Source organism: Flavobacterium undicola, assembly GCF_009909155.2.
GTDB classification, from domain to species: Bacteria; Bacteroidota; Bacteroidia; order Flavobacteriales; family Flavobacteriaceae; genus Flavobacterium; species Flavobacterium undicola.
In genome coordinates this window covers 62720-88622 of sequence record NZ_JAAAPM020000014.1, presented here as the reverse complement: position 1 = coordinate 88622, position 25903 = coordinate 62720, and the positions used below count along the sequence as shown (strand labels likewise).

Here is a 25903-nt window from a genome sequence, read left to right as displayed (position 1 = left end):
TAGCTGTTCTTTTATTTGAGTTATATTAATTTTTCTCCTTTTAATACTTTTATAAAATAATCTGAGGCGCCTACCTGGCCTCCTTTAAAATTTAATTCTAATCCGTTTACGTGCTCATCTTCCGAAATGGCTTTGCAAAGCGGCGCTCCGGGTGCTAATGGTGCTAACATTTCTAAGGCAAAAATTCCTAATTCTGATGCGGCGTAACTTGAAGTATCGCCACCGGCAAAAAGGATTCTTTGCACTTTTACAGACTTTAAAACTTCTTTGATAATCTGTCCTAAAACGCGACCGTAAATTTTACTGCTTTGTTTTTGGATTTCTTTTTGGTTAAGACCGCTGTGTTTTAAATAATCTTCGGTTTCAGCAATTCTTGGGTCATTAGTCCCGATGCTGGTATGTAAAACCGTATTTCTTCCTTCTTTTAGTTTACCAATAATTGCTGCCGCAACATCGGCAATGCTTTGTTCCTGATGGTCGTGATGCATGACTTTGCTTTCTAAAGCAATGCCTTCAAAACCATTTGCAAGGGCATATTCTATTTGGCTTCCGGTTACAGGCGAACAACTTCCGGAAATAACCAGCAGGGGAGCAGCCTCGCCAGGATGTTTGAACTCGAATTTATTATTAATTCTCTTTTCGTCTTTCCAGGCTAATCCTAATGCCATTTCGACTCCGGAAGAACCTACCGTGAAAAGTGTTTTTTCTTTTGCTAAGTGATGAAAAATTGCTCCAATGGTTTTTAAATGCCCTTGATTGAATCCGTCAAAAAACAGAATTTCTTTTTCTTCTTTGGTTTTAATTTCGTCTAAAACTGCTTCAGTACCCACCTCAATAGTGTTGAGGTTGATAAGGTCTATGGTTTTCGAAGTTTGCTTTGCCAAATGCAATCTCAGGTCGGCTTCATCGGCAGGAGTAACAGGATGTTTACTCATCGATGGATGGCGATCAATGCGATGGATTTCGCCATTTCCGGTGGTTCCCATTCGGGCAAATAAATTTCCAAAAGCACAATACCTTCCTAAATGCGGTGCAGAAGGAGAAATGAAAGTTGTTTTTTGATTAAAAACTTCGCTTCCTATTTCGATGGCTTTGCCAATATTCCCCACATGTGGTGCCGAGTCAAAAGTCGAGCAAACCTTGTAATGTACCTGTTCCGGGAAAAAGTCTTTTAATGTTTCGAATGCCGGATACAATTCGCCCTCCATTTCTAACGGAGACATCGAACGGCTTTTTCCTGCTAGACCAATAGCTTGGATACCGGGAAAAAGTTCTAAATCTTTGTGAAGGGGATGACGAAGAAAAAGAACGGTTTTTATACCGGCTAAAGTCAGGAATTCCAAAGCATCCGTGGAGCCTGTGAAATCATCTCCATAGTATGCCAATAATAAAGGATGTTCTTTGTTCATTATTTTGAGAATTTTTTTACTGATGCTGCAAATTCAGGATATTGTAATGCGGCTTCTTCTACTGAAAGTCCGTCAACTGCAGCTTTCCACGCCTGTTGTAGCGCGTTTACACCCGCTGTTGCTCCCATAGGATGTGCTAAAATTCCGCCACCTGCCATATACAATAAATCGGTAGTTTGGGTTCTTCTATAGGTTTCCGGTGCCTGTCCGCCCCATTGTCCTGAAGACACAACCGGTAAAGGATTGTTTTTGCCAATAAATGGTTTTAAGCAGGATTGTATCGAAGTCACCACTGAATCATCGGATTCCCAGAATTTATTCTGGATTCCGTTCACGTGCATTTGGTCAACACCTGCCATACGCCATATTTTTTGATAAGCAGGAAATTCAATTCCCAGTAACGGATGACGGTTCAACATTCCCCAGCCATTTCTGTGTCCGTGAATAACCAAATCTCCCTGATCACAAATTTTCTTGGTTGCACTCAATCCCACGCTATTGATGCTAATCATCGCGCAAGTTCCTTCGTGTTTTTTGATTAAATCGTATTTTCGTTGCATTTCGTCAATCTCATCGCTGATGTTGAATGCATACATTACTTTCTTGCCAGTTTTTTGCGCATGATTATTAATTACCTTCATGATAACGTTTACACGGTCGTTAAAAAGAGAGTTTGCGGTAGATCCCATCAATTCATCATCCTTGATAAAATCGATACCAGCGTCAATTAATGTTTTAACTAAAGCAGCTGTTTCGTCCACTCCCATACCAACACTTGGTTTGATAATAGTACCAATCATTGGTCTGTCACTCACACCGCAAGATAATTTAGAACCTTTGATTCCAAATTGTGGTCCTCTGTACTTGTTTTTAAAAGAATCAGGAACATCAAAATCCATTAGTTTTAAACCTGTAAACTGACTGATTTCGTATAGATTTCCTTGTAAGGTGCTGATGAGTACCGGCAAATTATAACCAAAATTCTCAATTGACCAACTTACCTGAACTTTAGCTCTTTGGTATTTTTTACCCGGAATGCTGTTTCCCGGAATCGAAGGTTCATCAGCCGAATCTAATATTTCAATGTTTTCTACCCGGGCAGCAAAACGCTCTTTCAGTTCGGCAGTTTCGCCTGGAACGGACACAAAAGTTCCCGATGATTGTTCACCTGCCAATACCGCTGCGGCTTGTTCTACTGCATAAGGAGTTTCGATATAATATTCTGCAAAAATTCTTTCCATTTCTTTTATTGAGCTATTCTTTTGTTATTGTTTTAGTCCTCTTGTAAAATTAAGACTTAAAATTACAAATACAAATGATTAATGCTTTTTTCGAAAAAAATAAATAATTTTCGAAAATAATAGTAAATAAAGCCAAATGAAAAAGCAACTCGGGGAGGAGTTGCTTTTGGTTTGCTGTTTGGGTAGATTTTTTCTTAACATATCTGGTGCTCGATTGCATCGAGTACCTACTTACTTGATAATCCTTAAATAAAGCGTTTGCAACGCGGCTAATTTAGCAACTTACCATAAAGGCTCTACATTTACATTACAAAACACAGTATTATCTTCTTCATAATTTCTATAACTGCTATTGACATAATCTCTTTGATGAAAGACAATTTCAGCTTCAACAGGATTATAATGAATGTAATTTATTCTTTGTTCTATTTTTTCTAAAGTGTCTAATATAACAGGATGAAAACCATCCTGCCATAATTTATAATCTTTTGCCCTTCCTGATTTTTGTGCTTCATAGCTGAATTTTCGTAATAACCATTCTCGTCTACTTTCAGGGTATTCTTTGATGGCTTCTATTAGTTTTTTTGAAGTGAATTTTTTAAAATTCCGGATAACATTTTGTAACTCACCATCAAATGCTGTAGCAATTAAATGAATATGACTGCTCATATAAACATAAGCATGTATGCTCAATCCTTTTTCTTTAATACAATAATTTAAAGAATCATCTATGATATTGCAATAAACAGGTCTCACCAATAAATCTACCCAATCTACAACCGTTATAGTAATAAAAGTGGGAACGGTACTATCAATAACTTTATATTTCTCAGACATTGATTTGTTTGTTTAAGAATTATTTTTTTAGTGAACCGCGTTGCTAACGCTACGATTTATCTAATCATGTAAGTAGGCACTCGTTGAAAACGAGCGCCAGAGTGGTTTCGAACGCGAAAGGATTCGCGCACGAGCAGGGGGAATAACTTTACGATGCTTTACATAGGAGTAGCTGTTAGTATCAGTAAGTTTTGCTTTTTAATTTAAACTGAGTTTGTTTATTTATGTCCAGGTAATATTTCCATTCCGGTCAATATTCGTTGAGTTATCTACACAACGAACCGTTAAACCTCCTGATGAGTCAACATTTACAATTTTACACTTGAAACTACGGTCAGGTCTATAAAAGCGATGGTAAGACTCTGGTTTCATTGCAATACATTCAGTTCCTGATCTACTAATGCTGGGATACACCATTCCATCAGCCATTTTGTTATCAAGATAAAACTGTGCAATAGCTATAGTTCCTTTATACATGTGTGTTTTATTGCTTCCAATTATTTTTGTGATTTCACTAACTAAAAAGTTATTAATCAGATTGTATCTCTTTTTGTTGTCCTCCGTCATTAAATTTTTTGCGAGAACGATTTTGTTTTGCTCAATAAATTCGGGGCTATGATTTTGTTTAATCAACAACTCCCTTATTCCAACTTCAGTAAATTTGGGTAAGTGTACGGAGTTGATTATTCTGCTTTCTAGAACTGTTATTTCATCTCCACGCTTTGGTCTCAACTCAAAGATAGCTGTGTTATGGTCTGATGCACCGTAAAATAATGGTTGACCAATATTATTAAGTCTGCCTAATGTTGTTGGATTTTTTGGGTAAATTAATTCTTCGACATTTTTAAATAAACTTTTGTCAGTATGTTTTCTTGCACGATATATTATAGGGGCATCCCAAAAAATTGTCTGAATAATAAAGTGTTTTATTATAAGTCTAAATTGCTTGTCTGCATCAGAAATTGAACAGACATTAAAATCTAATGATTGATAAACCCTTATAGCCTCTTTGAGGTCATTTAAACTTAAATCCGAAAGTTGTAAATATTCCATAGATTTTTTTTCTTATTGATACTAACTTGTATATACTCGCTACAAAAGCTCCTATACACCCAAAATTGGGTAGATTGTCGCTACTGTATAGCGTATTATATTTTTACCAAATATATAAATAAATCTTACAAAATCTCAGGTAGTTTTATTGTTTACAGAGCATTTCCTTTAAGGTTTCGAACTAGTATTTTTTATTAAATGGTCGCGCTAAACCACCCCGCCTTTCAGGCACCCCTCCAGCGGAGGGGAAATTACACGACTTCCCCTCCGCTGGAGGGGTGCCCAGAGGGTGGGGTGGCTTTTCTATATTCAGGAGCTTAGCCTTTTTAACAGAATTAGTTCTTAATTTAATGATATTGAAAGAGTGCCAGACAGCAGCTTAATGTACAAGCAATCTGTACGCTGTTGATAGTAGGATTTGCGTTAAGGATGGAAGCGGCATCCTTTTATTCCTCTCGTTTTTTAACGAGAGGAATAAAAGATATAGCGAACAGCCTGACCTCGTTGAAAAAATCCAGAATTTAATAATCAATTTTTTCAACGAGGTAACGCCCAAAAAAACAACCTCTTTTAAAAGGATAAAAGAGGTTGTTATAAAAAGTAATTAAAACACACCCCTAACCCCTCTCAAGAGGGGAATTGGGTCGTATAAATTAATGTTCTTTATTACCAAAAGGCTTTATGATAATGCCCAGGCTGAAAATAAATCCGTCAGTAGGGGCATAAATTTCAGGAAAGCCGGGATTGTCATGCGTAGGCAAAACCAAAGGAGAAAAACGGCTTTGTCTTCTGTCAGTAAAGTTTTCAAAATTGCTAAAGATGGATCCCCATTTGAAATTTCGCATCAGCAAAAATCCCATAGTGGTATAATCACGGGTTTTAGTACCATTCGATAAAAGTTGTCTTCCTGTATAATAGGTTTCAAAACCCATACGCCAGCTTTCGTTTTCATACATGATTACACTGCCGGCATTGTGCCTTGGAGTCAGTGGTTTTTGTGGGTTTCCTGCCAGATAATGCAAACGGGCATCAATAAAAGCATAGTTTAAAAACCATTTAAAGTCCTTGTAATTAAACTTGATGTTGGTTTCGGCACCTTTGCTCAGAATAATTTCAGCCGCATTTTCAAATTTGAAATTAGTATTAGAACTATTTAACAACAGTGCATTTTTAATGGCGGTAACATAAAAAAGTTGGTTTGCCGAGAATCCAATTTCGCCCAAATGGGTTTGGAAATTCACATCATAATTGGCACCATAAGAACGTTCGGCTTTTAAATTGTCTTTGTCAATGCCGAGAATATTTTCGAAATGGATGGATTCGGCTTCTTCGGTAAAAATATCGGGGATTTTATAGCCTAATCCACCACCAATCCGGCTCGAAAAACCATTTTCGTTTTTGTACAACAAAGAGATTCTTGGCAAAGGGAAAAATCCCCAATCGGGATTGTAATCGGTGCGCAAGCCGGTTTCCAGAATCCAGTTTTCGCTAATATCAAAAATGCTATTGGCAAACAAGCCATAGGTGAATTCTTTTTGATCGCGTTGCAATGCGGCTTCATCGCCTTCGTCAAAATTCACCGAATATGCATTAATACCCAGAATCCAGTCGGTTTTAGCAGCGGCTCTTTCGTAACTTACTTCGGTAAAACTGTTAATTTGCTTTCCGCTAAAGCTAAAATCAGGTACTTTGAGTGTGCGGTCAAAATAAGAAATACTATTCTTGATATTGAAATTGCTTAGAGAATCCAGTTGGGTTTTGTACACGGCCTGAGTGCTGAAACGTTTGGAAATGTTGTCCTCGGTGTATTGATGCATTGCTGTTTGACCGCGTTTAATTTTGGTCATATCACCTCCAATTCGGTCATCGTAAGTTCCGTTGACACCTAACCAAAAAGTAGTTTTTTCGGAAGGATAATAAAAGAATTTTGGGTTGAAGGAAATGGATTTTGTTTGTGGTAAATTGCTAAAATCATCATCTTCCGGGTCATAGGCTTTCTGATAATGTGCCGAACCATAAAGTGTTGTCCCGAATTTTTCATTTCGCTTGCTGTAAAAAACATTGGCAGTACTTCCCAAAGCATGGGTTTGGGTTAGCATGATGTCCAAATCAGCATCTTCATCAGGAGTTTTTGAAACCATGTTGACTAATCCCGCAATGGCACCACCACCATAAAGTGTAGATGAACTTCCTTTGATAATCTCGAATTGTTTTAGGTCTAAAGGCGGAATTTGCATAATACTCAAGCCGCTGGAAAAACCGGAATATAAAGGAAAACCATCTCTTAAAAGTTGGGTATAACGCCCGTCAAGCCCCTGGATTTTAATGTTCGAATTTCCGCTGCTCAACGAAGTTTGTTGCATTTGGATTCCTGTGTTTTCGCGCAATACCATCGAAATATTCGTTGGGTTCATCGTGGCTTTTTCTTCTAATTCTTCGCCATCAATAAATTCAATTCGGGTTGGGATTTTTTTAACCGTTCTACTGGTTCGGGAAGTTTGTAAAACTACTTCTTCAAGCTCGTTTTCATTGGGTTCTAAATGAAAAACAAAAACGGATTGGCCGGGAAGTTGAATTGTTTTTTTCAGGGTTTCGAAGCCCAAAAAAGTAATTATGATGTTTTGTTTTCCATTTGAAATATTTGAAAATTGTACTTTTCCCTCAGTATCCGTAATAGCTCCTTTTTGGTCTGATTCCAGATATACATTGGCACCAATTACGGCTTCGTTTTCAGAAACTACTTTTATTTGGATATCAGTTTTTTGTGCGTTAACTGACAGGCACGACAATAGTATGAGCAGTGTACTCATTATAAATTTGTTCATTTGAAATGAATTTTAATTAATTAAAAAATTAGACTTTTTGTCTTGATAATTTTAACTAATTAATTGGGGAGGTTGCCAAATAGCAGCAACAGAATCAAATTGATAATTTGATTGATAAGAAGATAATACTACATTAGAAATGGCAGTATGCACTCTAAAAGTATAGATTTTAATACTTTCGAAAGTAACCGACATTCCGCAGCAACTACAAAAACAAGTCACAGGGCAAGAATCATCATGGTCTTCCTGATGATTATGCTTAAGACTAATGCTATCTTTTTTCAGGTCTTCCGAATTATGTCCATCCGAGCAAGGTTTTAAAGATAAAAAAAGTATCAAAATGGATAATATGAAGGTACTTATTTTCATTGCGGCAACGAAGTTAAAAAATCTATCCCATATTTTGCTTTAAATCGTAAAAAAGGATTTTTAAGAGGTGTTATTTTCTTTTATAAAAGATATAATCGGTATTGATGGGTTCGATTCCATTTGCTTTTAAATCGCTTGCAATTTGCGCCCGATGATAAGTAGAATGATTGATTACATGAAAAATAACATCCTGAACCGTATTTGAAAACACGATTCCCTTGGAATTTTTATAGATTATTTTTTGGCTTAATTCACTATTGTTTAAAATACTTAAGCTTTTGTTGTAATTGATTTTATTATGATTTTTTAGACTTTCTAAGGATCGAATTTCCAAAACATCAACAGCAATTTTTTCGTTTAGAATGCGCTCATTCCAAATTTGTTGTGCGTTAATCAAGTGATTCAAAAGTTGGATGGATTTTTCGGGAATGATTTGTTTATTGTTTTCGAATAGCTGGATGAGTTCTTGGTTGAAATGATAGTTGTATTCATATGCGTCTTTAAAAAAGTCGTTGGTTTCCATTTGATGAACAGTTGTTGTAGTTAAGACTTGTTTAATTAATGGAATTTTTGTTGTTATATTTATTTTCTAAACCAATTTTCAATTTTAATTCTGTCAATATTTTCGAAATCTTTACCATTGTCAGTAACTAAGATTAATTTGTTTTCAACCGAAGTTACTCCAATTAGTAAGTCAAATTCATCATTTATAGGTTTTCCTATTTTACGTAATCTAACTTTTTCTTTTGCATATTTTTTGACAGAACCAAAAATTGGAATTACAGCTATTCCACTTACAAATAGGTCTACAGCTTTGTGTGATTTAGAAGGGTTTTCACTATTTTCAGCACCAAAACGAAGTTCAAAAACAGTTATTTCGGAAATAAAGCAATTTTCTTTTCCCTTTTCACGTATAATTTCGTCTAAATTTAATTTTCCACGAAGAAAGAAAATACAAATATTAGTGTCTAATAAATATTGCATTAAAATTTAATTTCTTTGTTGCTAAAATTTCTACTAGCTTTAATTTCTTTAATAATCTCTTCAGCAGGTTTTTCTGAGCCAAAAGCACCAAAAGATTCAAAAAAATGGTCTTTTTTAGCTTTTTTTTCTCTTTTTAAAGATTTCGTTAAACTTTCAATTAACTCAATTTTAGTTAATGAGTTTAGCCCTTCAAATAAGATCGAATAATTTTCAATAATATGTTTATCAGTATAGCTCATAATAAAAATCTTTTTGTAAAGTTATGAATTCTTTTTTGTCTAATAAATTTTTGTGGCAGGATATAAACGTAATGCTTGAAAAATTAAAAAAACTTACTTTTGCAATTCTTGAAAAAAGCTTAGAAATTGATTTGGCTGGCTTTAATCTTATAATCTTTCACCAAAGAATGAAACAGTATTTTAACTTATTTGATTTTTCGCAAAAAGTAAATTATAGAACTGAAATATTAGCAGGATTAACGGTCGCTATGACTATGATTCCGGAGTCGCTTTCTTTTGCTATTTTGGCTGGATTTCCGCCATTGGTAGGTTTGTATGCTGCTTTTATAATGGGATTAGTAACGGCAATTTTTGGCGGACGTCCAGGTTTAGTTTCCGGTGGAGCAGGAGCCACCGTAATTGTGTTAATTGCTTTAATGAAATCGCATGGTTTGGATTATGTTTTTGCCGCAGTGGCATTGGCAGGAGTTATCCAGATTTTGATAGGCGTATTTAAGTTAGGAAAATTCATTCGCTTAGTGCCACAACCTGTTATGTTTGGTTTTGTAAATGGTTTGGCGGTAGTCATATTTATGTCGCAATTAGAGCAGTTTAAAACTGTAATTAATGGAGAAAGTGTTTGGCTTTCAGGAAGTCCGTTGGATATTATGTTGGGCTTGGTAGCTTTGACAATAGGAATTGTGTTGTTTTTTCCAAAAATAACCAAAGCTATTCCGGCTTCTTTGGTGGCTATTATGGTAGTTTTTGCGTTGGTTTTAGGCTTCGGAATCGAAACTAAAACGGTTGCTGATATTGCATCGGTAAGCGGTGGATTTCCACCTTTTCATATTCCGAATATTCCTTTTAATTTAGAAACTTTGCAATTGATTCTTCCGTATGGTTTGATTATGGCTTGTGTTGGCTTGACCGAAGGTTTGTTGACTTTAAATTTAGTGGACGAAATTACTGGAACTAAAGGAAATGGAAATAGAGAATGTGTGGCTCAGGGAAGTGCTAATATTTTAAATGGTTTTTTCTTTGGAATGGGTGGTTGCCCAATGATAGCACAAACTTTAGTGAATTTATCAGCAGGTTCCAGAGCGCGTTTGTCAGGAATTGTTGCGGCGCTAACGATACTTTGTATTGTGTTATTTGGCGCTCCTATTATTGAAAAATTACCAATGGCAGCTTTAGTTGGTGTAATGTTTATGGTGGCAATTGGAACTTTTGAATGGATTAGTTTTCGAATCATCAACAAAATGCCAAAACACGATATTTTCGTAGGTATTACAGTCGCACTTATTACTATTGTGTTGCACAATTTGGCTTTAGCCGTATTGATCGGAGTCATCATTTCGGCATTGGTTTTTGCCTGGGAAAGTGCGAAACGCATTCGTGCCAAAAAATATATGGATGATAAAGGAGTGAAACATTATGAAATATTTGGTCCTTTGTTTTTTGCTTCAACTACCGCATTTGCTGAAAAGTTTGATGTATTGAATGATCCAAATGAAATAATTATTGATTTTGAAGAAAGTAAAATTGCCGATATGAGTGCTATTGATGCCGTACACAAAATTACCGAGCGTTATGCTAAAGTAGGGAAGACGGTTTATTTACGTCATTTAAGCGAAGACTGTCGTCAATTATTGCAAAATGCCCAGGGAATTATTGAGGTGAATATTATCGAAGATCCTACTTATAAAGTGGTTTCTAACTAGTATTTAAGTTGAATGGAATATTTCGATTGTCAGTTCGAGCGAAGTCGAGAACGAATCCCTCGACTTCGCTCGGGAAGACATCCCAATATTATTTACTCGCATAATCCTGATAAATTTCATCAATCGGAATGCTGTTAGCATTTCCGTCGTGAATGATTAATCGGTAGCGCAACACAGTTGGTTTTTTATTCGATAGCGGAACTGTTTTTGCTCCGGGAAAAGGATAGACTGCATTTTGCATGCTTTTTTTAGCACGTAAAATCCAGGGATTTTTAGCTCCCGGGTTTTTAGGATTACATAAAATAGTAAGTCCCGCTTGATTTTCATTTTTACCTAAAGAACCCGAAAGATCCATCCACTCGCTGGCAGGGATAGGAAGGTTGGTAGGGGTAATTTTTCCGTTTGGATCAGTAAACACAATATCATCGCTCAGGCGAATCCGGGGAGAAAAACCACCATAACCTTTTTCGTCTTCTGAGCCGCCAATTTTCATATTTGGTTCGAGTGCTAATAGAGCAATTTCAATATCAATTAGGCGATAATGCGGTTGTTTTGGATAGACTTTAATAATTGTCGTTTCTTTTACAAAAGCTTTTTCTACGCCGTTTTTGGATTTCCATAAAGGCGATTTCCAAAGAACAGTAGTTTGTATTGCTTTGCTGGCGTCTTTTTGCTTTTTCTCCTTTACAGCAGTAACTTCCCATTTGAAATTTTCAATTTCCCATCCGTCACCAATTCTTTTATCGCCAATATACAATTGATGCCAAGCCCAGAAAATACCGCGATGATGCAAATGATCGGCAGGAAAATCTTCGGTTAGAATTGTACCATCCAAGGAGTATAATGGATGAATGTAATTCAAACGAATGTATTTTCCATTAATCGACTTTTCTGAAGCTTGGTATGTTAAAATACTGTCTTTGCCTTCGGAAAAATGGCTTTGATTCTTTTCAATTTTTAAATTGACTTGGCCAAAACTGATTTGGCTCAAAAGAACAACTGCAATTAATAGACTGGCTTTTTTGAATAGCATCATTTAGTTACTTCTTTTAAATATTCATCCAAATTGCCTAAAGCCATAGTAAATCCTTCTTGGAATCCCATAGCGATGATTTGTTCCAGATCGGCTAGTTTTTCATATTGAGCCACAATGTTTACAGTTGTGGTTTCTCCTTTCTCAGTAAATGTATTATTCCAAACCGTACGGGGAAAATCGGTATTGATGGTTCCGTTTTCGTCACAAAAGGCATCTAATCCTGAAAAAGATTTTAGTATGTCTATTTTTTTATAATCGTTTCTACACCAGTGTGTTTGACCTTCAGGGCTAATCATCGCGTAAAACCAAGAACCACCTTCTCTAAAATCCATCGACTTAGTTTTAGTTTGATACGGTTTTGGTGCCCACCATAAATCTAATATTTCAGGCTTTGTCCAAGCGTCCCAAACTAATGGCAATTGGGCTGCAAATTCTCTTTTTACATTTACGGTATTGTTTTCTTTGTTGACAATGAAGTCAAATTGTAGATTCGTTTTCATCTGTTTTGTTTTTAAGGTTTGCTAAAATAGTGTCAAGTTCGTTAAATCGGTTTTCCCAAATGGCTTTAAATTGTGCTAACCATTGGTCTATTTCTTTTAGTTTATTCAGTTCGAGTTGGTAAAATATTTCTCGTCCTTTTTGTTCTTGTTGAATTAATTCACATTCCGAAAGAATCCGCAAATGTTTAGAAATGGCTTGTCTGCTGGTTTCAAAATGTTCAGCAATGGCATTTGGCGTCATCGCTTGAATAGCAATGAGACCTATGATGGCTCTTCTTGTAGGGTCGGCAATAGCTTGAAAAATATCTCTTCTCATTTAATTTAAATTAAGAAACCAATTAGTTGCAAATTTAAATGCAATTAATTGGTTGCGAAAATTTTTAAGACACTTTTTTTAATATTTCTAATAAAAATGACTTAGAGGAATATTTAAATATTATTTTTCTCCATAAATAACGATTGCACTTGAAGGAATTGAGACATTACCATCGGGAAATCTTTCATTGATTAATTCAGAAACTTCTTTTTTAATTTTTGCTCTCATAGCGTCATCGGCTTTACTCAGAGCAGCCACAAATGGAGCAGCAATTTCAGTCATCATAGACCAATAAGTTTCGTCTGTTCCACAATTTAGTGTCCCCAATACTTCGGTTTCTGAAATGTTTTTAAGTCCTGCTTCTTTAAAAATACTGGCAATAAATCCCGGTTTAGCACAGCGAAACATACCCGGAGCTCCTTCAGCTGGAGCAGCAATTTCCATATTTTTGTTTATTGTTCCTCCAATGGCGGTTACCCAAAAGTTTTTTTCCGGACCACTCCATACCGAAGTTGTAATTCGTCCTCCAGGTTTCAGTACTCTTGTTAGTTCTTTGGCTGCCATTTGCATATCTGGAAAAAACATGAAACCGAGACGGCAACTAATAATATCAAAGCTGTTGTCAGCAAACGGAAGTTCAGAAACATCACAAACCTGGGTTTCGAAATTTGGAATTCCTGCTTTACGTGCGTTTTCTTCGGCTATTTCAAGCATTCCTGCAGCAAGATCGGTGAATATTATTTTTCCATTTCCAATTTTTGCAGCAATGCTGATGCCTGGCTGTCCGGTTCCTGTTGCTACGTCTAGTACCGTTTCATTTTCTTTTGGGTTTATCAGTTTTATCATTTCATCACCTATTGGTTGTAGGAATTCCATAATCAGGGTGTCCCATTTTTTCCAATCAGGTGAAAATTTGTTCCAGGAGTCTTTTTGTTGCTCCCGAATTTGTTCAAGTTGTGCTTCCATGTCTTTTTGCTTTAGTTGTAAATAGATTTTTAAACCTTATTTTAATGCGGTTTTGCTTAGTTTATAACAAAGTTTAGTGCTGATTTTTTCAGTTGTTTTTCTAAATAAATTTACAAAAAAATCTTCCCGATTGTTTTAAATTAAGAATGTTTATTTTGTTTAAAGTGTTGGATTATAGTTTGTTGTGCTGTTGTTCTGGCTTTGTCTATTTGTTTTGAGAAATATTTTTTACAGCAAGTTGTAAGTTTTTAGAAATAAAGACAACTAATGAATCAAAATCAAAACTTATGAAAACAGTTATATATGATACTACTTTTTATGGTAGTGGCTTGCGGAAAAGAATCATCTCCAGAGGGAAGATCAAAAATTAGAGATAAAAATCTTCAGGAACAGCTGGATAGTTTAAAACTTCAAAATGAACAAATTCAGGAAGATATTCGATTGATCAAGAAAGAATTAAATCTAAAAAATAAATGAAATTAGTTTATCTTGGTTGTATTCGAAAAGAAATAAATTAAGTATGGAAGCGCTTGAAAAAGATTTTTTAGCCAATTTATCTCAGTACAATGCGATGATTCATAAGCTTTGTCGGTTGTACCGCGATAGTCTTGAAGATCGGGAAGATTTATTTCAGGAAATTGTTTTCCAACTTTGGAAATCCTATCCAAATTATAGAGGAGATGCAAAAATAAGTACCTGGATGTATCGCATTGCTTTGAATACTGCGATAGCTTCTTTTCGAAAGAAAACCACAACAATTAATTATTCTCCTGAATTACCTGATTTTGCCGAAGAGCTGCCAAGTGATGAAGTTGAATTAAGACAAGAGCGATTATTCGCTGTTTTAAAATTATTAGACGATAGCGAAAAAGCATTGATAGCCTTGTATTTTGAAGAGTTGTCCTATCAGCAAATTGCTGAAATTACGGGGATCAATGAAAATTATGTTGGGGTAAAACTCAATCGTATTAAAGCTAAAATTAAAACTTTACTAAATAAATAGCTCATGGAAATAGACGATTTAAAATCCGATTGGAATGCAATACAGTCCATTCCAAAAAACGAGGAAACATTATTGTTGATGTTAAAAGAAAATACGCATCCCGTTTTAAAATCAATTCGAAAACAAATTGTGATTGAAGTTACCGCTTGGTCGCTTTTCTTGATGGTTTATTATTCGATGTTTGATGGAGCGACAAAACCTCTTTGGATTAATTTGGTTTTGATAATTGCTCTTTTAATGCCAATACTTCATAGTTTTTATGGTTATCACTATAATAAGTATTTAGCAGATGGTTCGAATATTAAAATGGCTTTAGAACAGCTTTATGCCAGGTTAAAAAAATATGCTTTCATTACAGTTATTGCCAGAGTGGGTTTTATTTGTGGTTTACTGTTATTCTTTAGCTATAATATTCATTTTACAACTACAAAGTATTTTTTATTGCTGCTTATTTTGGTTGTTTTTTCTATTCAAATATTTGTTTTGTATCAGGTTTGGGCAAAGCGATTAGGCGTCCTTCAAGTTATAATAAGAGCATTTTCTGATTTGAAATAAGATAATTCTTGGTTTTTTATTAATTTGTTGTCAAAAAATCACTAAAAGTGGGTATTGCTGTAAAATGTTAATTCATATACTTTTATTCCGCCTAATAAGAGGGAAATTAATTTTATAATTAACACTTGACAAGATGACAAATTCAGATAAAATTAAGAAGGTAAATGAATTGATTATTGAAGTAATCAAAGACGAAGAGCATCAATTAGAGAGTTCTTTCAGTGGATTAAAAGATGTTGTTTTGAGTATCCTTGCTGAGTATTGGCACACCGAAAGAGAGCCAGAAATCTTCATGGAAAATGTTCTGGTAGAAATAGATTAATACATTATATAAAAATAGAATTTGTCATTTTAGGGTTTGATGAATTTTTATAGATAGCCACTTTAGTTTTAAAGTGGCTTTTCTTTTTCATTTAATCTAAAAAAAGATCTCCAATTAGATAGCACTTTGCGTATCCGCTAATGCGAACTCTATTCCCCAATAATTCACAATCTAAATAGCCTTTGCGTTCCGAAAGTTGGATAGCCGATAATACCGTTTTATTGAGTTCTTTTGCCCAATAAGGAATAAGAGTCGTATGTGCCGAACCCGTTACAGGGTCTTCATTAATTCCTGATTGAGGTGCAAAAAAACGAGAAACAAAATCAGTCGTATTGCCTTTAGCTGTTATAATGACACCACGAACGTCCAATTTTGAAATTTGATCAAAGTTGGGTTTTAAATTCAGTATTTCTTCTTCGGTATTAAAAAGAAGCATATAATCGGTTTTTCCTTTAAAAGCCAATTGTGGTTTGCTATCAAAGGCATCCAATATTTCATTGGTCAATGTTATTGGTTCCAAAATATCCGTTGGGAAATTTAGTGAAAGTAAATCGCCATCTTTAGTTACCGTCAAATCACCACTTCTGGGTGAGTAAAATGTAATAACAGAATCGCTGTGGTTTTCATAATGGAGCAAAACAAAAGCCGCTGCTAGTGTAGCATGTCCGCAAAGATCCACTTCAGTTTGAGGTGTAAACCATCTGATTTCATATTTATCGCCATTTTTTACATAAAAAGCAGTTTCGGCCAAATTGTTTTCGGCGGCAATTTTTTGCATGATTTCATTACTTAACCATTGTTCCAGCGGACAAACGGCAGCTGGATTTCCGGAAAAAACGCTTTTAGTAAAGGCATCAATTTGATATATTTTCATTCTGATAATTGTTGTTTAATTAATAATCCTAGATTTTGAAGGCTGCGTTGGACTTTTTCATCCCATTTTATGGCAAAATTCAATCGCATACAATTGTTGTATTGATTGTGTTGCGTAAACATTCTTCCCGGAGCAAAACCTATTTTATGTTGTATAGCAATATCGTATAAAACGGCTGTGTCGATTTTTGGATCTAACTCTAACCAAAGTACAAAACCACCCTGTGGTTTTGAAATCTTGGTGTTTTCAGGAAAATATTCTTCAATTGTGCGTTGAAAAAGCAAATAGTTCGCATACAGTGTATTTCGCAATCCTCTTAAATGATGTTCGTATCGGCCATGTTCCATGAAATTGGCAATTACTTCTTGAAATAATGGCGGACTCGACATGGTATGTAATAGTTTTTTTCGAATCAATTTTTCCTTGAATTTCCCGGGCGCAACCCAGCCCACACGATAACCTGGAGCTAATGTTTTAGACACCGAACCACACCACATGACAATTCCTTCTTCGTCAAATGCTTTACAGGGTTTTGGTCGGCTGGCGCCAAAAAAAAGATCACCATATAAATCATCTTCAATCAACGGAATATTATGTAACGTTAATAATCGAACGAGTTCTTTTTTGTTTTCGTCTGGCATGCAACTTCCTAGAGGATTGTTGAAATTAGTCACGAAACAACAAGCCTTAATTTTAGGTAATACTTTTTTCAAATCTTCGATAGAAACACCTGTTACAGGATGGGTAGGGAGTTCAATGATGTTAAGTCCCAAGGATTTTATCATTTGTAAAATACCAAAATAAACAGGAGTTTCAATTGCCACAGTGTCTCCCTGGTTAGTTACAGTAATTAAAGAATAAAACAGCGCATTTAACGCTCCCGACGTGGTTACAATATCATCCTCGTTTAGATTTCCATCCCAGGTAAAAGACCATTTGGCCACATTTCTTCTCAAATTGATATTTCCCTGTGCAGGCTCGTAGCCCGTTCCGCTGTCTTCTAAAGTGCGTAACACTTTTATAATTCCTTTGTTGAGTTTAGTAATGGGCAGCATACTTTTATCAGTAACTCCCAATGCAAATTGGGTTAAATCTTTATTCGTTAAAGTATTGAACACCTTACTGATTAAATCTTCAGGAGTTTTTTCTTTGTTGGATAAATGAAGTTTACTTATCGAAGGAAGCGCGAGTCTGGTATTGAAAGTTTTACTAACATAATAACCTGATTTTGGTCGGGATTCTATTAGCGATTTACTTTCTAATTCTAAAAATGCTTGTTTTACCGTATTGATACTGATGTTATAAATTTTTTGTACAGTACGAATTGATGGCAGCTTTTCTCCTGTTTTTAGAGTTCCAGATGCTATTTGCTCTTCGATTATTTTTGCAATTTTCAGATATAAAATTTCTCTCGACATTTTAGGAAAGCTTAATTTGTGTCTTATAAAAGTAATAAAAAATACAACTGTGTCCTTTTTTGCTTTTTAGGAATTCGAGTTGTTCAACCAATTGACTAAATGTGCTATAGAAATGGATAGGTTTTTATAATGACTATTTTGCCATTCATTTTTGAAAAAAAGTTCTGATTCTCGTATTAAACTTTCATCAATTTGATTATTAGAAAAATTAGTATCTATATGGGTGTTAAGATGGTAATTGTTAGCATTTGTTGGGGTTGCATAAGAATAACCAACAATTTTACGATCTATTTCGGCTACATAAAACGGAAGTCCAAAGTGATTAGTCAAAGCTGAATCCAATGTTGCTTTTTGTTGTTGGTAAAGCTTTACAATTGTATTCATATCAGAGATTGTAACTGCTCTGAAGCTTATTTTTTGCTGTTGTTTGATAATTGTTTCCATACTTTCATATTTAGAAAGTAAAATTATCTATTCTTAAAGAACAAGTACAGATACAGAAATAGTATTGTTTACGGGTACAGTTTGTGTTGATAGAAAGCAAGGGAATAAAAAAAATCCTCTTTTTAAAATGATTTAAAAAGAGGATTTCGTTTTGTAAAGCTTAAGGCTTTTTTTTATAAGTTCGCTTTAATCTTTTCAATGATAGCATCGTATTCAACATCTGAAAGCGATACTTTGTTTGGGTTCATTTCGAAAACACTTCCAAAACCATAACCGTCTTTGTATTTAGGCACTATATGAAAATGCAAATGCGACAAAGTATCAGAGAAAGCACCATAATTGATTTTGTCAGGATTAAAGGCTTTAGTAATGGCATTTGCAGTGGTAGCAACGTCGTCCATAAAAGCATTGCGTTGTTCGTTGCTTAGTTCGTGGAATTCAACTCCGTGATCTTTATAGACTACATTTAAACGACCTGTGTACGATTGCTCTTTGAATATGAACAATTGCGATACTTTCAAGTCGGTAATTTTAATCATTAACTTATGTAATGTTTCGTTTTCCTGGCAATACAAACATTCAGAAACTGGTGATGGCATATTTTTATTTTATAAATTAATAATAGTATTTTGATTGACTCTGGCAAAGCTATCCATACTATTTTACTTTTCCAAATGCCCTTTTGCTTTAAGTTGTTCTATAACTTTTTCGCTAATTTGTTTTCCCCAAGCTTGTCCCGCAATCATAGATTCTTGCATTACTTGAGGCATGGTGCTAATCATTTTTTTTCCAACAGGGGAGTTGTAAAAAACGATTAATTGGTCAATGTCACTTTCGGTGTAATATTTATCATAAATAGGAATAATCATCTTTTCTAGATCTTCTGCTTTTACTTCGTTTTTAAAATCATCCCAAAATTTGTCACCAGCTTTAGAATAGGAAGTTTTAAAACTAGTTATCATCTGGTTCATCATTTGGATTCCCATTTTTCCCGTACCCGTTAATTCAAGGAGTTGATTTATTTTATTGCTTTTTGAAGTATTTTGTGCATTTGCTGAAAGCGAAAGTACACAGAAGCTTAGAATTAGAAGTGATTTTTTCATGGTTTGTTTAATGATTAAAATAGGGTTTAAAAGTAAGGATTTATAATTTACCAATAAAAATTATCTAACAAAAAAAGCGCTCTCTTTCGAGAACGTTTCCGTTATTAAAAACTAAAAATTAGTTGTTTTCAATCCACTTTCAGGTATTAACAAAGGCTTCTTGTCAAGGTTAACCTTGGTGTTTCTATATGTTGTATTTATTTAAATATGTCTTTTAGTGCTGATTCTGAAGCCTTAAATGTTAAATCAAATTTCTCTAACATTTTATTTATATTTCGTCTGTGCCAGTCAGTTGATTGTGGATGAAATATAATTTCGAATGGTAAGTTTTTAAAATTAGGTAAGAGCAGATGGATTACTTTGATGTTTTGTGCTTCGTTTATTTCGTCAACATCTTCATCTGGAATAATTCCTCTAGCTTCTGTATATTTTGGTTCTTCTTTTATTTCTACAATTATTCTAAATTCCTGTTCATGTCCAAAACTTGAATCTTTTATAAATCCTTGTAAATCATTTTTTAAGTCAGTACTACATAACTTTTCAAAATTATTAAATTGATGATAGTCAACACAACCATAAGTCAATTTTTCATAATTGTGGTTTGGAAGATTAAAATTATAATTGGATAATTCGTTTAGTAAGTCTTTAAATGGAATTCGGATTGCAACACTATCTGGTTTAGAATATAATTGCCACATCGCAACAGACTCATGATTATTTATATACCAACAACTCGCATAGTTTGTATCTTGAAAGTTTTCTCTTTTTCGTCTGAATAAATTTCTTTTTGTTGGATTAATATTTAAACCAAGATATTCAAATGCATTGCCTTCATTTTTCATCTGCTCGGCAATTTTATCACTTTTATAATTAAGTTGTAGATGTTCTAAATTAACACCTTCTAGTTTGTCTTCAAAGAGGTTTAATTTTACAAGAGAAATTCTAGCTTCTAATAAAAAATCAAGAAGTTTGTCAATTGTGATATACCTACATAGAATTGCATCGTCAGACGGGAGATTATGAAAAGATTCTATTTTTAAAGGAGTTTTTATCATTTGTATTGGATTTCAAAAAATATTAATTAAACTATTGTTGTTTAAATCTTTAAACCTACAAATAATATTGACTTGCAATAGAGGAAATCTGTTTTATCTCACAAAAAAAGCGCTCTCTTTCGAGAACGCTTTTCATTATTTAAAACTAAAATTAGTTGTTTTCAATCCATTTTCTGGCATTGACAAAGGCTTCTTGCCAAGGGGTTACTTCGTCATTTCTGTTGCTTGGATAATTAGCCCAGTTCCATTGGAAAACAGAACGCTCAATGTGTGGCATCGTCACCAGATGACGTCCTGTAGCATCACACAACATGGCTGTGTTGAAATCAGAACCATTAGGGTTTGCAGGATATCCTTCATAACCGTATTTACCAACGATGCTGTAGTTTTCTTCACCCATAGGTAAGTTAAATTTTCCTTCACCGTGAGAAACCCAAACTCCAAGAGTTGTACCAGCTAAACTAGATAACATTACTGAGTTGTTTTCCTGTACGGTTACCGAGGTAAAAATACTTTCGTGTTTGTGGCTGTTGTTGTGTAGCATTTTTCCGTGTACTTCGTGCTCAGGATTGATTACTTCTAATTCCATAAACAACTGGCAACCATTACAAATTCCAACAGATAAAGTGTCTTCTCTTTTGAAGAAGTTTTTCAAAGCTGTATTGGCTTTTTCGTTGTATTTGAATGCTCCGGCCCAACCTTTAGCAGAACCTAAAACATCTGAATTAGAGAAACCACCAACAGCTCCAATAAACTGAATGTCTTCCAGGTTTTCACGTCCCGAAATCAAATCGGTCATGTGAACGTCTTTTACATCAAAACCTGCCATGAACATCGCATTTGCCATTTCGCGTTCAGAATTACTTCCTTTTTCACGAATAATAGCTGCTTTTGGTCTTGGTTTAGAAGCATCAACTTCAGGTTTTTTTCCTGTAAAATGAGCAGGGAAACTAAAGTCTAAGGCTTGGTTTTTATAATTGTCATAACGCTGTTGCGCTGTTCCGTTTTTAGATTGTTTTTGGTCTAACAAGAATGAAGTTTTAAACCAAACGTCTCTGTATTTAGTAATATCTAATTTACATGGACCAAAATCTAAAGTAGCTTCATTAGTTGCTGTTCCTAATTTGTAGAACGAAACTCCATTCGCATTCAATTTGCTTTCTAAAGTAGCGTCTTCTTTCGCCTGGAATACAAGACCGATGTTTTCAGCAAATAAATATTTAATGATGTCTTTTTCTTCGAAAACAGAGAAATCTATTTTCGCTCCTAAATTCACATCAGCAAAACACATTTCCAATAAAGTAGTGATTAAACCACCACTTCCAATATCGTGACCCGCTACAATTTGATTGTCTAAGATTAATTCCTGGATAGTGTTGAACGCATTTTTAAAGAAAGCAGCGTCTTTAATTGTAGGTGTTTCAGTTCCAATAGTGTTCAGGATTTGTGCAAATGAAGAACCTCCTAATTTGAATTCGTCTTGAGATAAATTGATATAATAAATAGAACCACCGTCTTTTTGTAAAACAGGTTCTACTACTTTTCTAACGTCAGTACAGTTACCACCTGCCGAAATAATTACCGTTCCCGGTGCAATTACTTCGTCATTTGGATATTTTTGCTTCATTGAAAGTGAATCTTTTCCTGTTGGAATATTGATTCCCAATTCGATTGCAAAGTCAGAACAAGCTTCAACAGCAGCATACAAACGAGCGTCTTCACCTTCGTTTTTACAAGCCCACATCCAGTTGGCCGAAAGAGAAATTCCTTTCATTCCGTTTTTTATTGGAGCCCAAACAATATTTGATAATGATTCGGCAATAGCAGTTCTTGTTCCGGCAACCGGGTCAATTAAGGAAGCAATAGGAGAGTGTCCAATAGATGTTGCAATTCCTTCTTTTCCTTGATAATCCAAAGCCATTACACCACAATTGTTCAATGGCAATTGCAATGGTCCTGCGGTTTGTTGTTTAGCTACTTTTCCACCCACACAACGGTCTACTTTATTAGTCAACCAGTCTTTACAGGCAACAGCTTCTAATTGCAATACCTGCTCTAAATAGCTTGATATATTTTTTATGCTATACTCTAATTCAGAATAATTGTACTTAATAGTTGAGTCAGTCATAATCGTTTTTGGCGAACTTCCGAAGAAGTCTTCCAAAGCATAATCCATTGGTTTTGCACCAGTAGTTTTTGATTCGAAAGTAAAACGATGGTCGGCAGTTACATCTCCCACCTGATACATTGGCGAACGCTCTCTGTCGGCGATTCTTTGTAAGATGTCAATGTCTTTTTTACCAATAACCAATCCCATTCTTTCCTGAGATTCGTTACCAATAATTTCTTTTGCCGAAAGGGTAGGGTCGCCCACAGGCAATTTATCCAAATCGATTAATCCTCCTGTATCTTCCACTAATTCCGAAAGACAGTTTAAGTGTCCACCAGCACCGTGATCGTGAATAGAAACAATTGGGTTGTTATCGCTTTCTACCAAACCACGAATGGCATTGGCAGCACGTTTTTGCATTTCCGGATTCGAACGTTGGATGGCATTTAATTCAATTCCTGAACCAAAAGCTCCTGTGTCTGCAGAGGATACAGCAGCTCCACCCATTCCAATTCTATAATTTTCTCCACCAAGGATAACGATTTTATCGCCTTCTTGTGGTTTGTGTTTGATAGCCTGATCTAATTTTCCATAACCAATTCCACCTGCTTGCATGATTACTTTATCGTAACCAATTTTACGAGCCTGAGCTGAGCCTGTCGAAGCTTTTTCTTCGTGTTCGAAAGTTAAAACGGAACCTGTAATAAGCGGTTGTCCAAATTTGTTTCCAAAATCAGACGCTCCATTTGAAGCTTTGATTAAAATATCCATTGGAGTTTGATACAACCATTTTCTTTCGGCTACAGCGTCTTCCCAAGGTCTGTTTTCTTCTAATCTTGAGTAAGAAGTCATATAAACCGCAGTTCCAGCCATTGGTAACGAACCTTGTCCACCAGCCAAACGGTCACGAATTTCTCCTCCTGAACCTGTTGCAGCTCCGTTGAAAGGCTCTACAGTGGTTGGGAAATTATGCGTTTCTGCTTTTAACGAAATAACAGAATCAAATTCTTTTATTGCGTAAAAATCCGGTTTGTCAGCAGTTTTAGGAGCAAATTGTTGCACTCTTGGTCCTTTAACAAAAGCCACATTGTCTTTGTAAGCCGAAACAATATCGTTAGGATTTTCCTGTGATGTTTTCTTGATTAATTTGAAAAGAGAAGTTTCTTTTTCTACACCATCAATAACAAAAGTTCCGTTGAAAATTTTGTGACGACAGTGCTCCGAATTCGCCTGTGAGAAAGCAAAAATTTCAGAATCAGTTAGTTTTCTACCTAATTTGGTAGCCAAATTATCTAAATATTCAACCTCTTCTGAGCTTAAAGCCAAACCTTCTGTTTTGTTATAAGCAGCAATGTCCTCAATATCCAAAATTGCTTCTGGCTGCACATTGATGGTAAAAATATCTTGATTTAATTCGGTATATTTTTGAGAAAGCATTGGGTCGAAATCAGTGAAATCTTCTGATGCTTTATAAAATTCTTCGATACGAATGATTCCTGAAATCCCCATATTTTGAGTAATTTCTACGGCATTGGTACTCCAAGGCGTAATCATAGTAGCGCGAGGACCAACAAAAAAATCCGTCAATACGGATTTCTCTATTTTATTTGCATTGGCAAAAAGCCAGTTCAGTTTAGAAATATCTTGAGCCGAAATTTCGCCTTGTGTTTGTACGGCAAAAATTGCGTTGCTTTGGTTTTCAAAGAAATGAATCATTGTTTTGTATTTGATGAATTGCGATGCAAATTTAGGTTAAAAAAACAGTACCGACAAGTGTAAAAATGACTTTTTAAAGTAGTCGAAATCAGTGTTCAATTTGTAGTATTCAGAGTTCAATATTCAGAAATCAGCAAGTATAATTCATTAATTAGAATTTAATTTCTTTGTGTACTTTGCGAAATCTTTTTCTCTTTGCGGTTAAATTTTAGCCACAGATAATAAAAAACTTAGTGCTCTTAGCGAAAGCTTTGTGTCCTCTGCCTGTCGGCAGACAGGTTTGTGGTTAAATAAAAATGATTATCAATTTTCTTTAGGAAACACCATACTCTGGTAAGCACCCAAATCAGGAGGCGAAGTCCTGGTTTTTCCGTTGATGTCCAGCGGAATTGAATAAGCCGGATTTCCTTTTGCGAAAGCGGCAGAAGTATTGTCAATATTGAGTTTGTTCTTTTCGATTGAGAAAAAACGAGGATTTTGGTTCAGAATGATGTTGTTGTAATGAACGTTATTGCTGAAATTATATAGTGGATTCGTACTATTGGCTTCAAATTTTAATAGGCAATTGTTGAATTGGTATTCAAAAAGAGCTGCATTGTTTCTGTCCAAATTCAATTCATTTGAATATGCGCCATAAATGATACAATTGTTAAAAGTAGCTTTGGTTAAATTGGATGTTTCTGGATTAGCTCCCGTTTTGTAATTGTTTATCGTTAGCGCGAGTTGTTGGACATCGTTCCAGTTGTTGTTAAAAGTACAATGAGTAAACTGGTAATTTCCTCCATAAGTGCAAGCCAGCGCCGCTTTTCCAGCGGTGTTAATGACGATGTTTTCGCCTTCAATTTTCGCATTTTGAGCCAGAATTCCATAGTTGGACGAATTGTAAATTTGGCTGTTTTTTATCGAAACGGTAGTTTGATCCTGATTGTCAATTCGCAAACCTATTGTAGCATTTTTAATCGTCAGGTGATTGATTTTGTGAGCCGTACTGCTATTACGAAGCCAAATGGCGGCCCATTGTCCTGGAACATTAGCGTAATCTGCTTCGAGACGATCGCCTTCAAAAATAATTTCGTTTTCCTGCTTGGTAGTAGTTGAAATACTTCCGTTGCATTCCAAACTAGCCGATTGCGGTACAATCAAACCCGAATTAGTATGAAAATAAACGCGGGCTCCAGCATCAAAAACTACTTTTTTTCCTTCGGGAACGGTGGCGTAGCCGTAAATTACATACGCTTTTTGATTGGTAAAATGCAGTTCGTTACCATTTACAGTATCATTTTCGTCCAGATAAAAACCGTTTAGTTTTGTGTTGTCAAAAGTTACAGTTTCGGTGGTGCCATCGTTCAAACGTTTTGGATACAGAAAAACAGCATCTTTTACTAATGTCAGTAAGGCTACTTTTTGCAAATTTGTACCACTGTCAAATTCAATGTTGTCGGTATATAAAAAATTCACAGGATTAGCATCGGAGCTGTTTGGAGTAGTTTCAATAAAAACATAGAGGCTGTCTTTGGCTAAAAGCGTTACATTGTTGAAAATTTTGTTGTTTTCGCCCTGCATTCCGTCAACGGTCATGCGGTATTTAGAATTTAAACTTTTGCCTAATTTAATCGTTGGAATGTTAATATCATTTTTACTGTGATTGTAGACTTTCAATAAGTAAGTACTCGAACTAATAGTCGAAAAAACAGTATCTAAAAAAACAGTATCTTTCGAAAAAACTAATTTTCCATCACTGGGTACGGTTGAAAAATCGGTACGACAAGAACAGATTGAAAGTAATATTCCGAAGATAAATAATAGCGAAAAGGAACGCATGGGTTTT

At 35.1% G+C, this 25903-nt stretch carries 26 protein-coding genes; 5 read left to right on the top strand and 21 right to left on the bottom strand.

What is annotated here, in order from left to right:
* Positions 1-20: 20 nt before the first annotated feature.
* From GTZ96_RS09970 to GTZ96_RS09930, 9 genes are all read right to left on the bottom strand, one after another.
* On the bottom strand, positions 21-1409 hold the full coding sequence (locus tag GTZ96_RS09970; protein WP_161643656.1) for a four-carbon acid sugar kinase family protein: 1389 nt from the start codon (positions 1407-1409) through the stop codon (positions 21-23).
* Complete coding sequence (locus tag GTZ96_RS09965) at positions 1409-2650, bottom strand: ribulose-bisphosphate carboxylase large subunit family protein (RefSeq protein WP_161643654.1); 1242 nt, start codon at positions 2648-2650, stop codon at positions 1409-1411. The genes GTZ96_RS09970 and GTZ96_RS09965 overlap by 1 nt, the downstream gene beginning before the upstream one ends.
* A gap of 282 nt (positions 2651-2932) precedes the next feature.
* The gene (locus GTZ96_RS09960; protein ID WP_161643652.1) at positions 2933-3487 is read right to left on the bottom strand and encodes an REP-associated tyrosine transposase; all 555 of its coding nucleotides are present in this window, start codon (positions 3485-3487) and stop codon (positions 2933-2935) included.
* Between the two features lie 222 nt (positions 3488-3709).
* Positions 3710-4540 (bottom strand): RES domain-containing protein, encoded by an 831-nt coding sequence (locus tag GTZ96_RS09955; RefSeq protein ID WP_161643650.1) that lies wholly within the window; start codon positions 4538-4540, stop codon positions 3710-3712.
* A gap of 653 nt (positions 4541-5193) precedes the next feature.
* Positions 5194-7365 carry a TonB-dependent receptor gene (locus tag GTZ96_RS09950; RefSeq protein ID WP_161643648.1) on the bottom strand — a complete coding sequence of 724 codons (2172 nt, stop codon included), beginning with the start codon at positions 7363-7365 and terminating at the stop codon, positions 5194-5196.
* 51 nt (positions 7366-7416) lie between these two features.
* The gene (locus GTZ96_RS09945) at positions 7417-7734 is read right to left on the bottom strand and encodes a DUF6660 family protein (protein ID WP_181033170.1); all 318 of its coding nucleotides are present in this window, start codon (positions 7732-7734) and stop codon (positions 7417-7419) included.
* A gap of 70 nt (positions 7735-7804) precedes the next feature.
* Entirely contained in the window at positions 7805-8257 is a 453-nt protein-coding gene (locus GTZ96_RS09940) for a DinB family protein (protein WP_161643646.1), read from the bottom strand.
* A 59-nt stretch (positions 8258-8316) separates the two neighbouring features.
* Positions 8317-8718: a type II toxin-antitoxin system VapC family toxin gene (locus GTZ96_RS09935; RefSeq protein WP_161643644.1), complete on the bottom strand. Its 402-nt coding sequence runs from the start codon at positions 8716-8718 to the stop codon at positions 8317-8319.
* On the bottom strand, positions 8718-8957 hold the full coding sequence (locus GTZ96_RS09930; RefSeq protein WP_161643642.1) for a hypothetical protein: 240 nt from the start codon (positions 8955-8957) through the stop codon (positions 8718-8720). Before GTZ96_RS09930 ends, GTZ96_RS09935 begins: the two co-directional genes overlap by 1 nt.
* Before the next feature lie 167 nt (positions 8958-9124).
* Between GTZ96_RS09930 and GTZ96_RS09925 the strand changes: the two genes are divergently transcribed.
* Entirely contained in the window at positions 9125-10657 is a 1533-nt protein-coding gene (locus GTZ96_RS09925; RefSeq protein ID WP_161643689.1) for a SulP family inorganic anion transporter, read from the top strand.
* A gap of 88 nt (positions 10658-10745) precedes the next feature.
* Here the strand turns inward: GTZ96_RS09925 and GTZ96_RS09920 are convergent, their stop codons facing one another.
* The 4 genes from GTZ96_RS09920 to GTZ96_RS09905 form a co-directional block, all read right to left on the bottom strand.
* A complete protein-coding gene (locus tag GTZ96_RS09920) occupies positions 10746-11693 on the bottom strand; it encodes a DUF6807 family protein (RefSeq protein ID WP_161643640.1) in 948 nt (315 codons plus the stop codon).
* Positions 11690-12193, bottom strand: coding sequence for an SRPBCC family protein (locus GTZ96_RS09915; protein ID WP_161643638.1), 504 nt, complete (start codon positions 12191-12193; stop codon positions 11690-11692). Before GTZ96_RS09915 ends, GTZ96_RS09920 begins: the two co-directional genes overlap by 4 nt.
* Entirely contained in the window at positions 12171-12509 is a 339-nt protein-coding gene (locus GTZ96_RS09910) for an ArsR/SmtB family transcription factor (protein ID WP_161643636.1), read from the bottom strand. Before GTZ96_RS09910 ends, GTZ96_RS09915 begins: the two co-directional genes overlap by 23 nt.
* 120 nt (positions 12510-12629) lie before the next feature.
* Positions 12630-13475 carry a class I SAM-dependent methyltransferase gene (locus GTZ96_RS09905; protein ID WP_161643634.1) on the bottom strand — a complete coding sequence of 282 codons (846 nt, stop codon included), beginning with the start codon at positions 13473-13475 and terminating at the stop codon, positions 12630-12632.
* A 303-nt stretch (positions 13476-13778) separates the two neighbouring features.
* On the opposite strand from GTZ96_RS09905, the gene GTZ96_RS09900 reads away from it, so the two are divergent.
* From GTZ96_RS09900 to GTZ96_RS09885, 4 genes are all read left to right on the top strand, one after another.
* Positions 13779-13952: a hypothetical protein gene (locus GTZ96_RS09900; RefSeq protein ID WP_161643632.1), complete on the top strand. Its 174-nt coding sequence runs from the start codon at positions 13779-13781 to the stop codon at positions 13950-13952.
* Positions 13953-13995: 43 nt separating this feature from the next.
* Positions 13996-14478, top strand: coding sequence for an RNA polymerase sigma factor (locus GTZ96_RS09895; RefSeq protein WP_161643630.1), 483 nt, complete (start codon positions 13996-13998; stop codon positions 14476-14478).
* A gap of 3 nt (positions 14479-14481) precedes the next feature.
* On the top strand, positions 14482-15033 hold the full coding sequence (locus GTZ96_RS09890; RefSeq protein WP_161643628.1) for a hypothetical protein: 552 nt from the start codon (positions 14482-14484) through the stop codon (positions 15031-15033).
* Positions 15034-15166: 133 nt separating this feature from the next.
* Entirely contained in the window at positions 15167-15355 is a 189-nt protein-coding gene (locus tag GTZ96_RS09885; protein ID WP_161643626.1) for a hypothetical protein, read from the top strand.
* Between the two features lie 91 nt (positions 15356-15446).
* On the opposite strand, the gene GTZ96_RS09880 is transcribed toward GTZ96_RS09885, so the two are convergent.
* The 8 genes from GTZ96_RS09880 to GTZ96_RS09845 all read right to left on the bottom strand — a co-directional run bounded on the left by GTZ96_RS09880 (position 15447) and on the right by GTZ96_RS09845 (position 25896).
* Complete coding sequence (locus GTZ96_RS09880; RefSeq protein WP_207720176.1) at positions 15447-16229, bottom strand: PhzF family phenazine biosynthesis protein; 783 nt, start codon at positions 16227-16229, stop codon at positions 15447-15449.
* Positions 16226-17647, bottom strand: a complete 1422-nt coding sequence (locus GTZ96_RS09875) for an aminotransferase-like domain-containing protein (protein WP_161643623.1) — start codon at positions 17645-17647, stop codon at positions 16226-16228. Before GTZ96_RS09875 ends, GTZ96_RS09880 begins: the two co-directional genes overlap by 4 nt.
* A 66-nt stretch (positions 17648-17713) precedes the next feature.
* Complete coding sequence (locus tag GTZ96_RS09870) at positions 17714-18091, bottom strand: GNAT family N-acetyltransferase (RefSeq protein ID WP_161643622.1); 378 nt, start codon at positions 18089-18091, stop codon at positions 17714-17716.
* Positions 18092-18264: 173 nt separating this feature from the next.
* On the bottom strand, positions 18265-18690 hold the full coding sequence (locus GTZ96_RS09865; RefSeq protein ID WP_161643620.1) for an HIT family protein: 426 nt from the start codon (positions 18688-18690) through the stop codon (positions 18265-18267).
* 63 nt (positions 18691-18753) lie between these two features.
* Positions 18754-19194: a DUF2059 domain-containing protein gene (locus tag GTZ96_RS09860; protein WP_161643618.1), complete on the bottom strand. Its 441-nt coding sequence runs from the start codon at positions 19192-19194 to the stop codon at positions 18754-18756.
* A gap of 197 nt (positions 19195-19391) precedes the next feature.
* Positions 19392-20249 (bottom strand): DUF2971 domain-containing protein, encoded by an 858-nt coding sequence (locus tag GTZ96_RS09855; RefSeq protein WP_161643616.1) that lies wholly within the window; start codon positions 20247-20249, stop codon positions 19392-19394.
* A gap of 151 nt (positions 20250-20400) precedes the next feature.
* Positions 20401-24075: a phosphoribosylformylglycinamidine synthase gene (purL, locus tag GTZ96_RS09850; RefSeq protein ID WP_161643614.1), complete on the bottom strand. Its 3675-nt coding sequence runs from the start codon at positions 24073-24075 to the stop codon at positions 20401-20403.
* Between the two features lie 303 nt (positions 24076-24378).
* The gene (locus GTZ96_RS09845) at positions 24379-25896 is read right to left on the bottom strand and encodes a hypothetical protein (RefSeq protein ID WP_161643612.1); all 1518 of its coding nucleotides are present in this window, start codon (positions 25894-25896) and stop codon (positions 24379-24381) included.
* Positions 25897-25903 lie beyond the last annotated feature (7 nt).

Bases quoted from the DNA above. Each gene is read 5' to 3' on its own strand.
- GTZ96_RS09970 (WP_161643656.1), bottom strand. From the start codon at position 1,409: ATGAACAAAGAACATCCTTTATTATTGGCATACTATGGAGATGATTTC.
- GTZ96_RS09965 (WP_161643654.1), bottom strand. From the start codon at position 2,650: ATGGAAAGAATTTTTGCAGAATATTATATCGAAACTCCTTATGCAGTA.
- GTZ96_RS09960 (WP_161643652.1), bottom strand. From the start codon at position 3,487: ATGTCTGAGAAATATAAAGTTATTGATAGTACCGTTCCCACTTTTATT.
- GTZ96_RS09955 (WP_161643650.1), bottom strand. From the start codon at position 4,540: ATGGAATATTTACAACTTTCGGATTTAAGTTTAAATGACCTCAAAGAG.
- GTZ96_RS09950 (WP_161643648.1), bottom strand. From the start codon at position 7,365: ATGAACAAATTTATAATGAGTACACTGCTCATACTATTGTCGTGCCTG.
- GTZ96_RS09945 (WP_181033170.1), bottom strand. From the start codon at position 7,734: ATGAAAATAAGTACCTTCATATTATCCATTTTGATACTTTTTTTATCT.
- GTZ96_RS09940 (WP_161643646.1), bottom strand. From the start codon at position 8,257: ATGGAAACCAACGACTTTTTTAAAGACGCATATGAATACAACTATCAT.
- GTZ96_RS09935 (WP_161643644.1), bottom strand. From the start codon at position 8,718: ATGCAATATTTATTAGACACTAATATTTGTATTTTCTTTCTTCGTGGA.
- GTZ96_RS09930 (WP_161643642.1), bottom strand. From the start codon at position 8,957: ATGAGCTATACTGATAAACATATTATTGAAAATTATTCGATCTTATTT.
- GTZ96_RS09925 (WP_161643689.1), top strand. From the start codon at position 9,125: ATGAAACAGTATTTTAACTTATTTGATTTTTCGCAAAAAGTAAATTAT.
- GTZ96_RS09920 (WP_161643640.1), bottom strand. From the start codon at position 11,693: ATGATGCTATTCAAAAAAGCCAGTCTATTAATTGCAGTTGTTCTTTTG.
- GTZ96_RS09915 (WP_161643638.1), bottom strand. From the start codon at position 12,193: ATGAAAACGAATCTACAATTTGACTTCATTGTCAACAAAGAAAACAAT.
- GTZ96_RS09910 (WP_161643636.1), bottom strand. From the start codon at position 12,509: ATGAGAAGAGATATTTTTCAAGCTATTGCCGACCCTACAAGAAGAGCC.
- GTZ96_RS09905 (WP_161643634.1), bottom strand. From the start codon at position 13,475: ATGGAAGCACAACTTGAACAAATTCGGGAGCAACAAAAAGACTCCTGG.
- GTZ96_RS09900 (WP_161643632.1), top strand. From the start codon at position 13,779: ATGATACTACTTTTTATGGTAGTGGCTTGCGGAAAAGAATCATCTCCA.
- GTZ96_RS09895 (WP_161643630.1), top strand. From the start codon at position 13,996: ATGGAAGCGCTTGAAAAAGATTTTTTAGCCAATTTATCTCAGTACAAT.
- GTZ96_RS09890 (WP_161643628.1), top strand. From the start codon at position 14,482: ATGGAAATAGACGATTTAAAATCCGATTGGAATGCAATACAGTCCATT.
- GTZ96_RS09885 (WP_161643626.1), top strand. From the start codon at position 15,167: ATGACAAATTCAGATAAAATTAAGAAGGTAAATGAATTGATTATTGAA.
- GTZ96_RS09880 (WP_207720176.1), bottom strand. From the start codon at position 16,229: ATGAAAATATATCAAATTGATGCCTTTACTAAAAGCGTTTTTTCCGGA.
- GTZ96_RS09875 (WP_161643623.1), bottom strand. From the start codon at position 17,647: ATGTCGAGAGAAATTTTATATCTGAAAATTGCAAAAATAATCGAAGAG.
- GTZ96_RS09870 (WP_161643622.1), bottom strand. From the start codon at position 18,091: ATGGAAACAATTATCAAACAACAGCAAAAAATAAGCTTCAGAGCAGTT.
- GTZ96_RS09865 (WP_161643620.1), bottom strand. From the start codon at position 18,690: ATGCCATCACCAGTTTCTGAATGTTTGTATTGCCAGGAAAACGAAACA.
- GTZ96_RS09860 (WP_161643618.1), bottom strand. From the start codon at position 19,194: ATGAAAAAATCACTTCTAATTCTAAGCTTCTGTGTACTTTCGCTTTCA.
- GTZ96_RS09855 (WP_161643616.1), bottom strand. From the start codon at position 20,249: ATGATAAAAACTCCTTTAAAAATAGAATCTTTTCATAATCTCCCGTCT.
- purL (WP_161643614.1), bottom strand. From the start codon at position 24,075: ATGATTCATTTCTTTGAAAACCAAAGCAACGCAATTTTTGCCGTACAA.
- GTZ96_RS09845 (WP_161643612.1), bottom strand. From the start codon at position 25,896: ATGCGTTCCTTTTCGCTATTATTTATCTTCGGAATATTACTTTCAATC.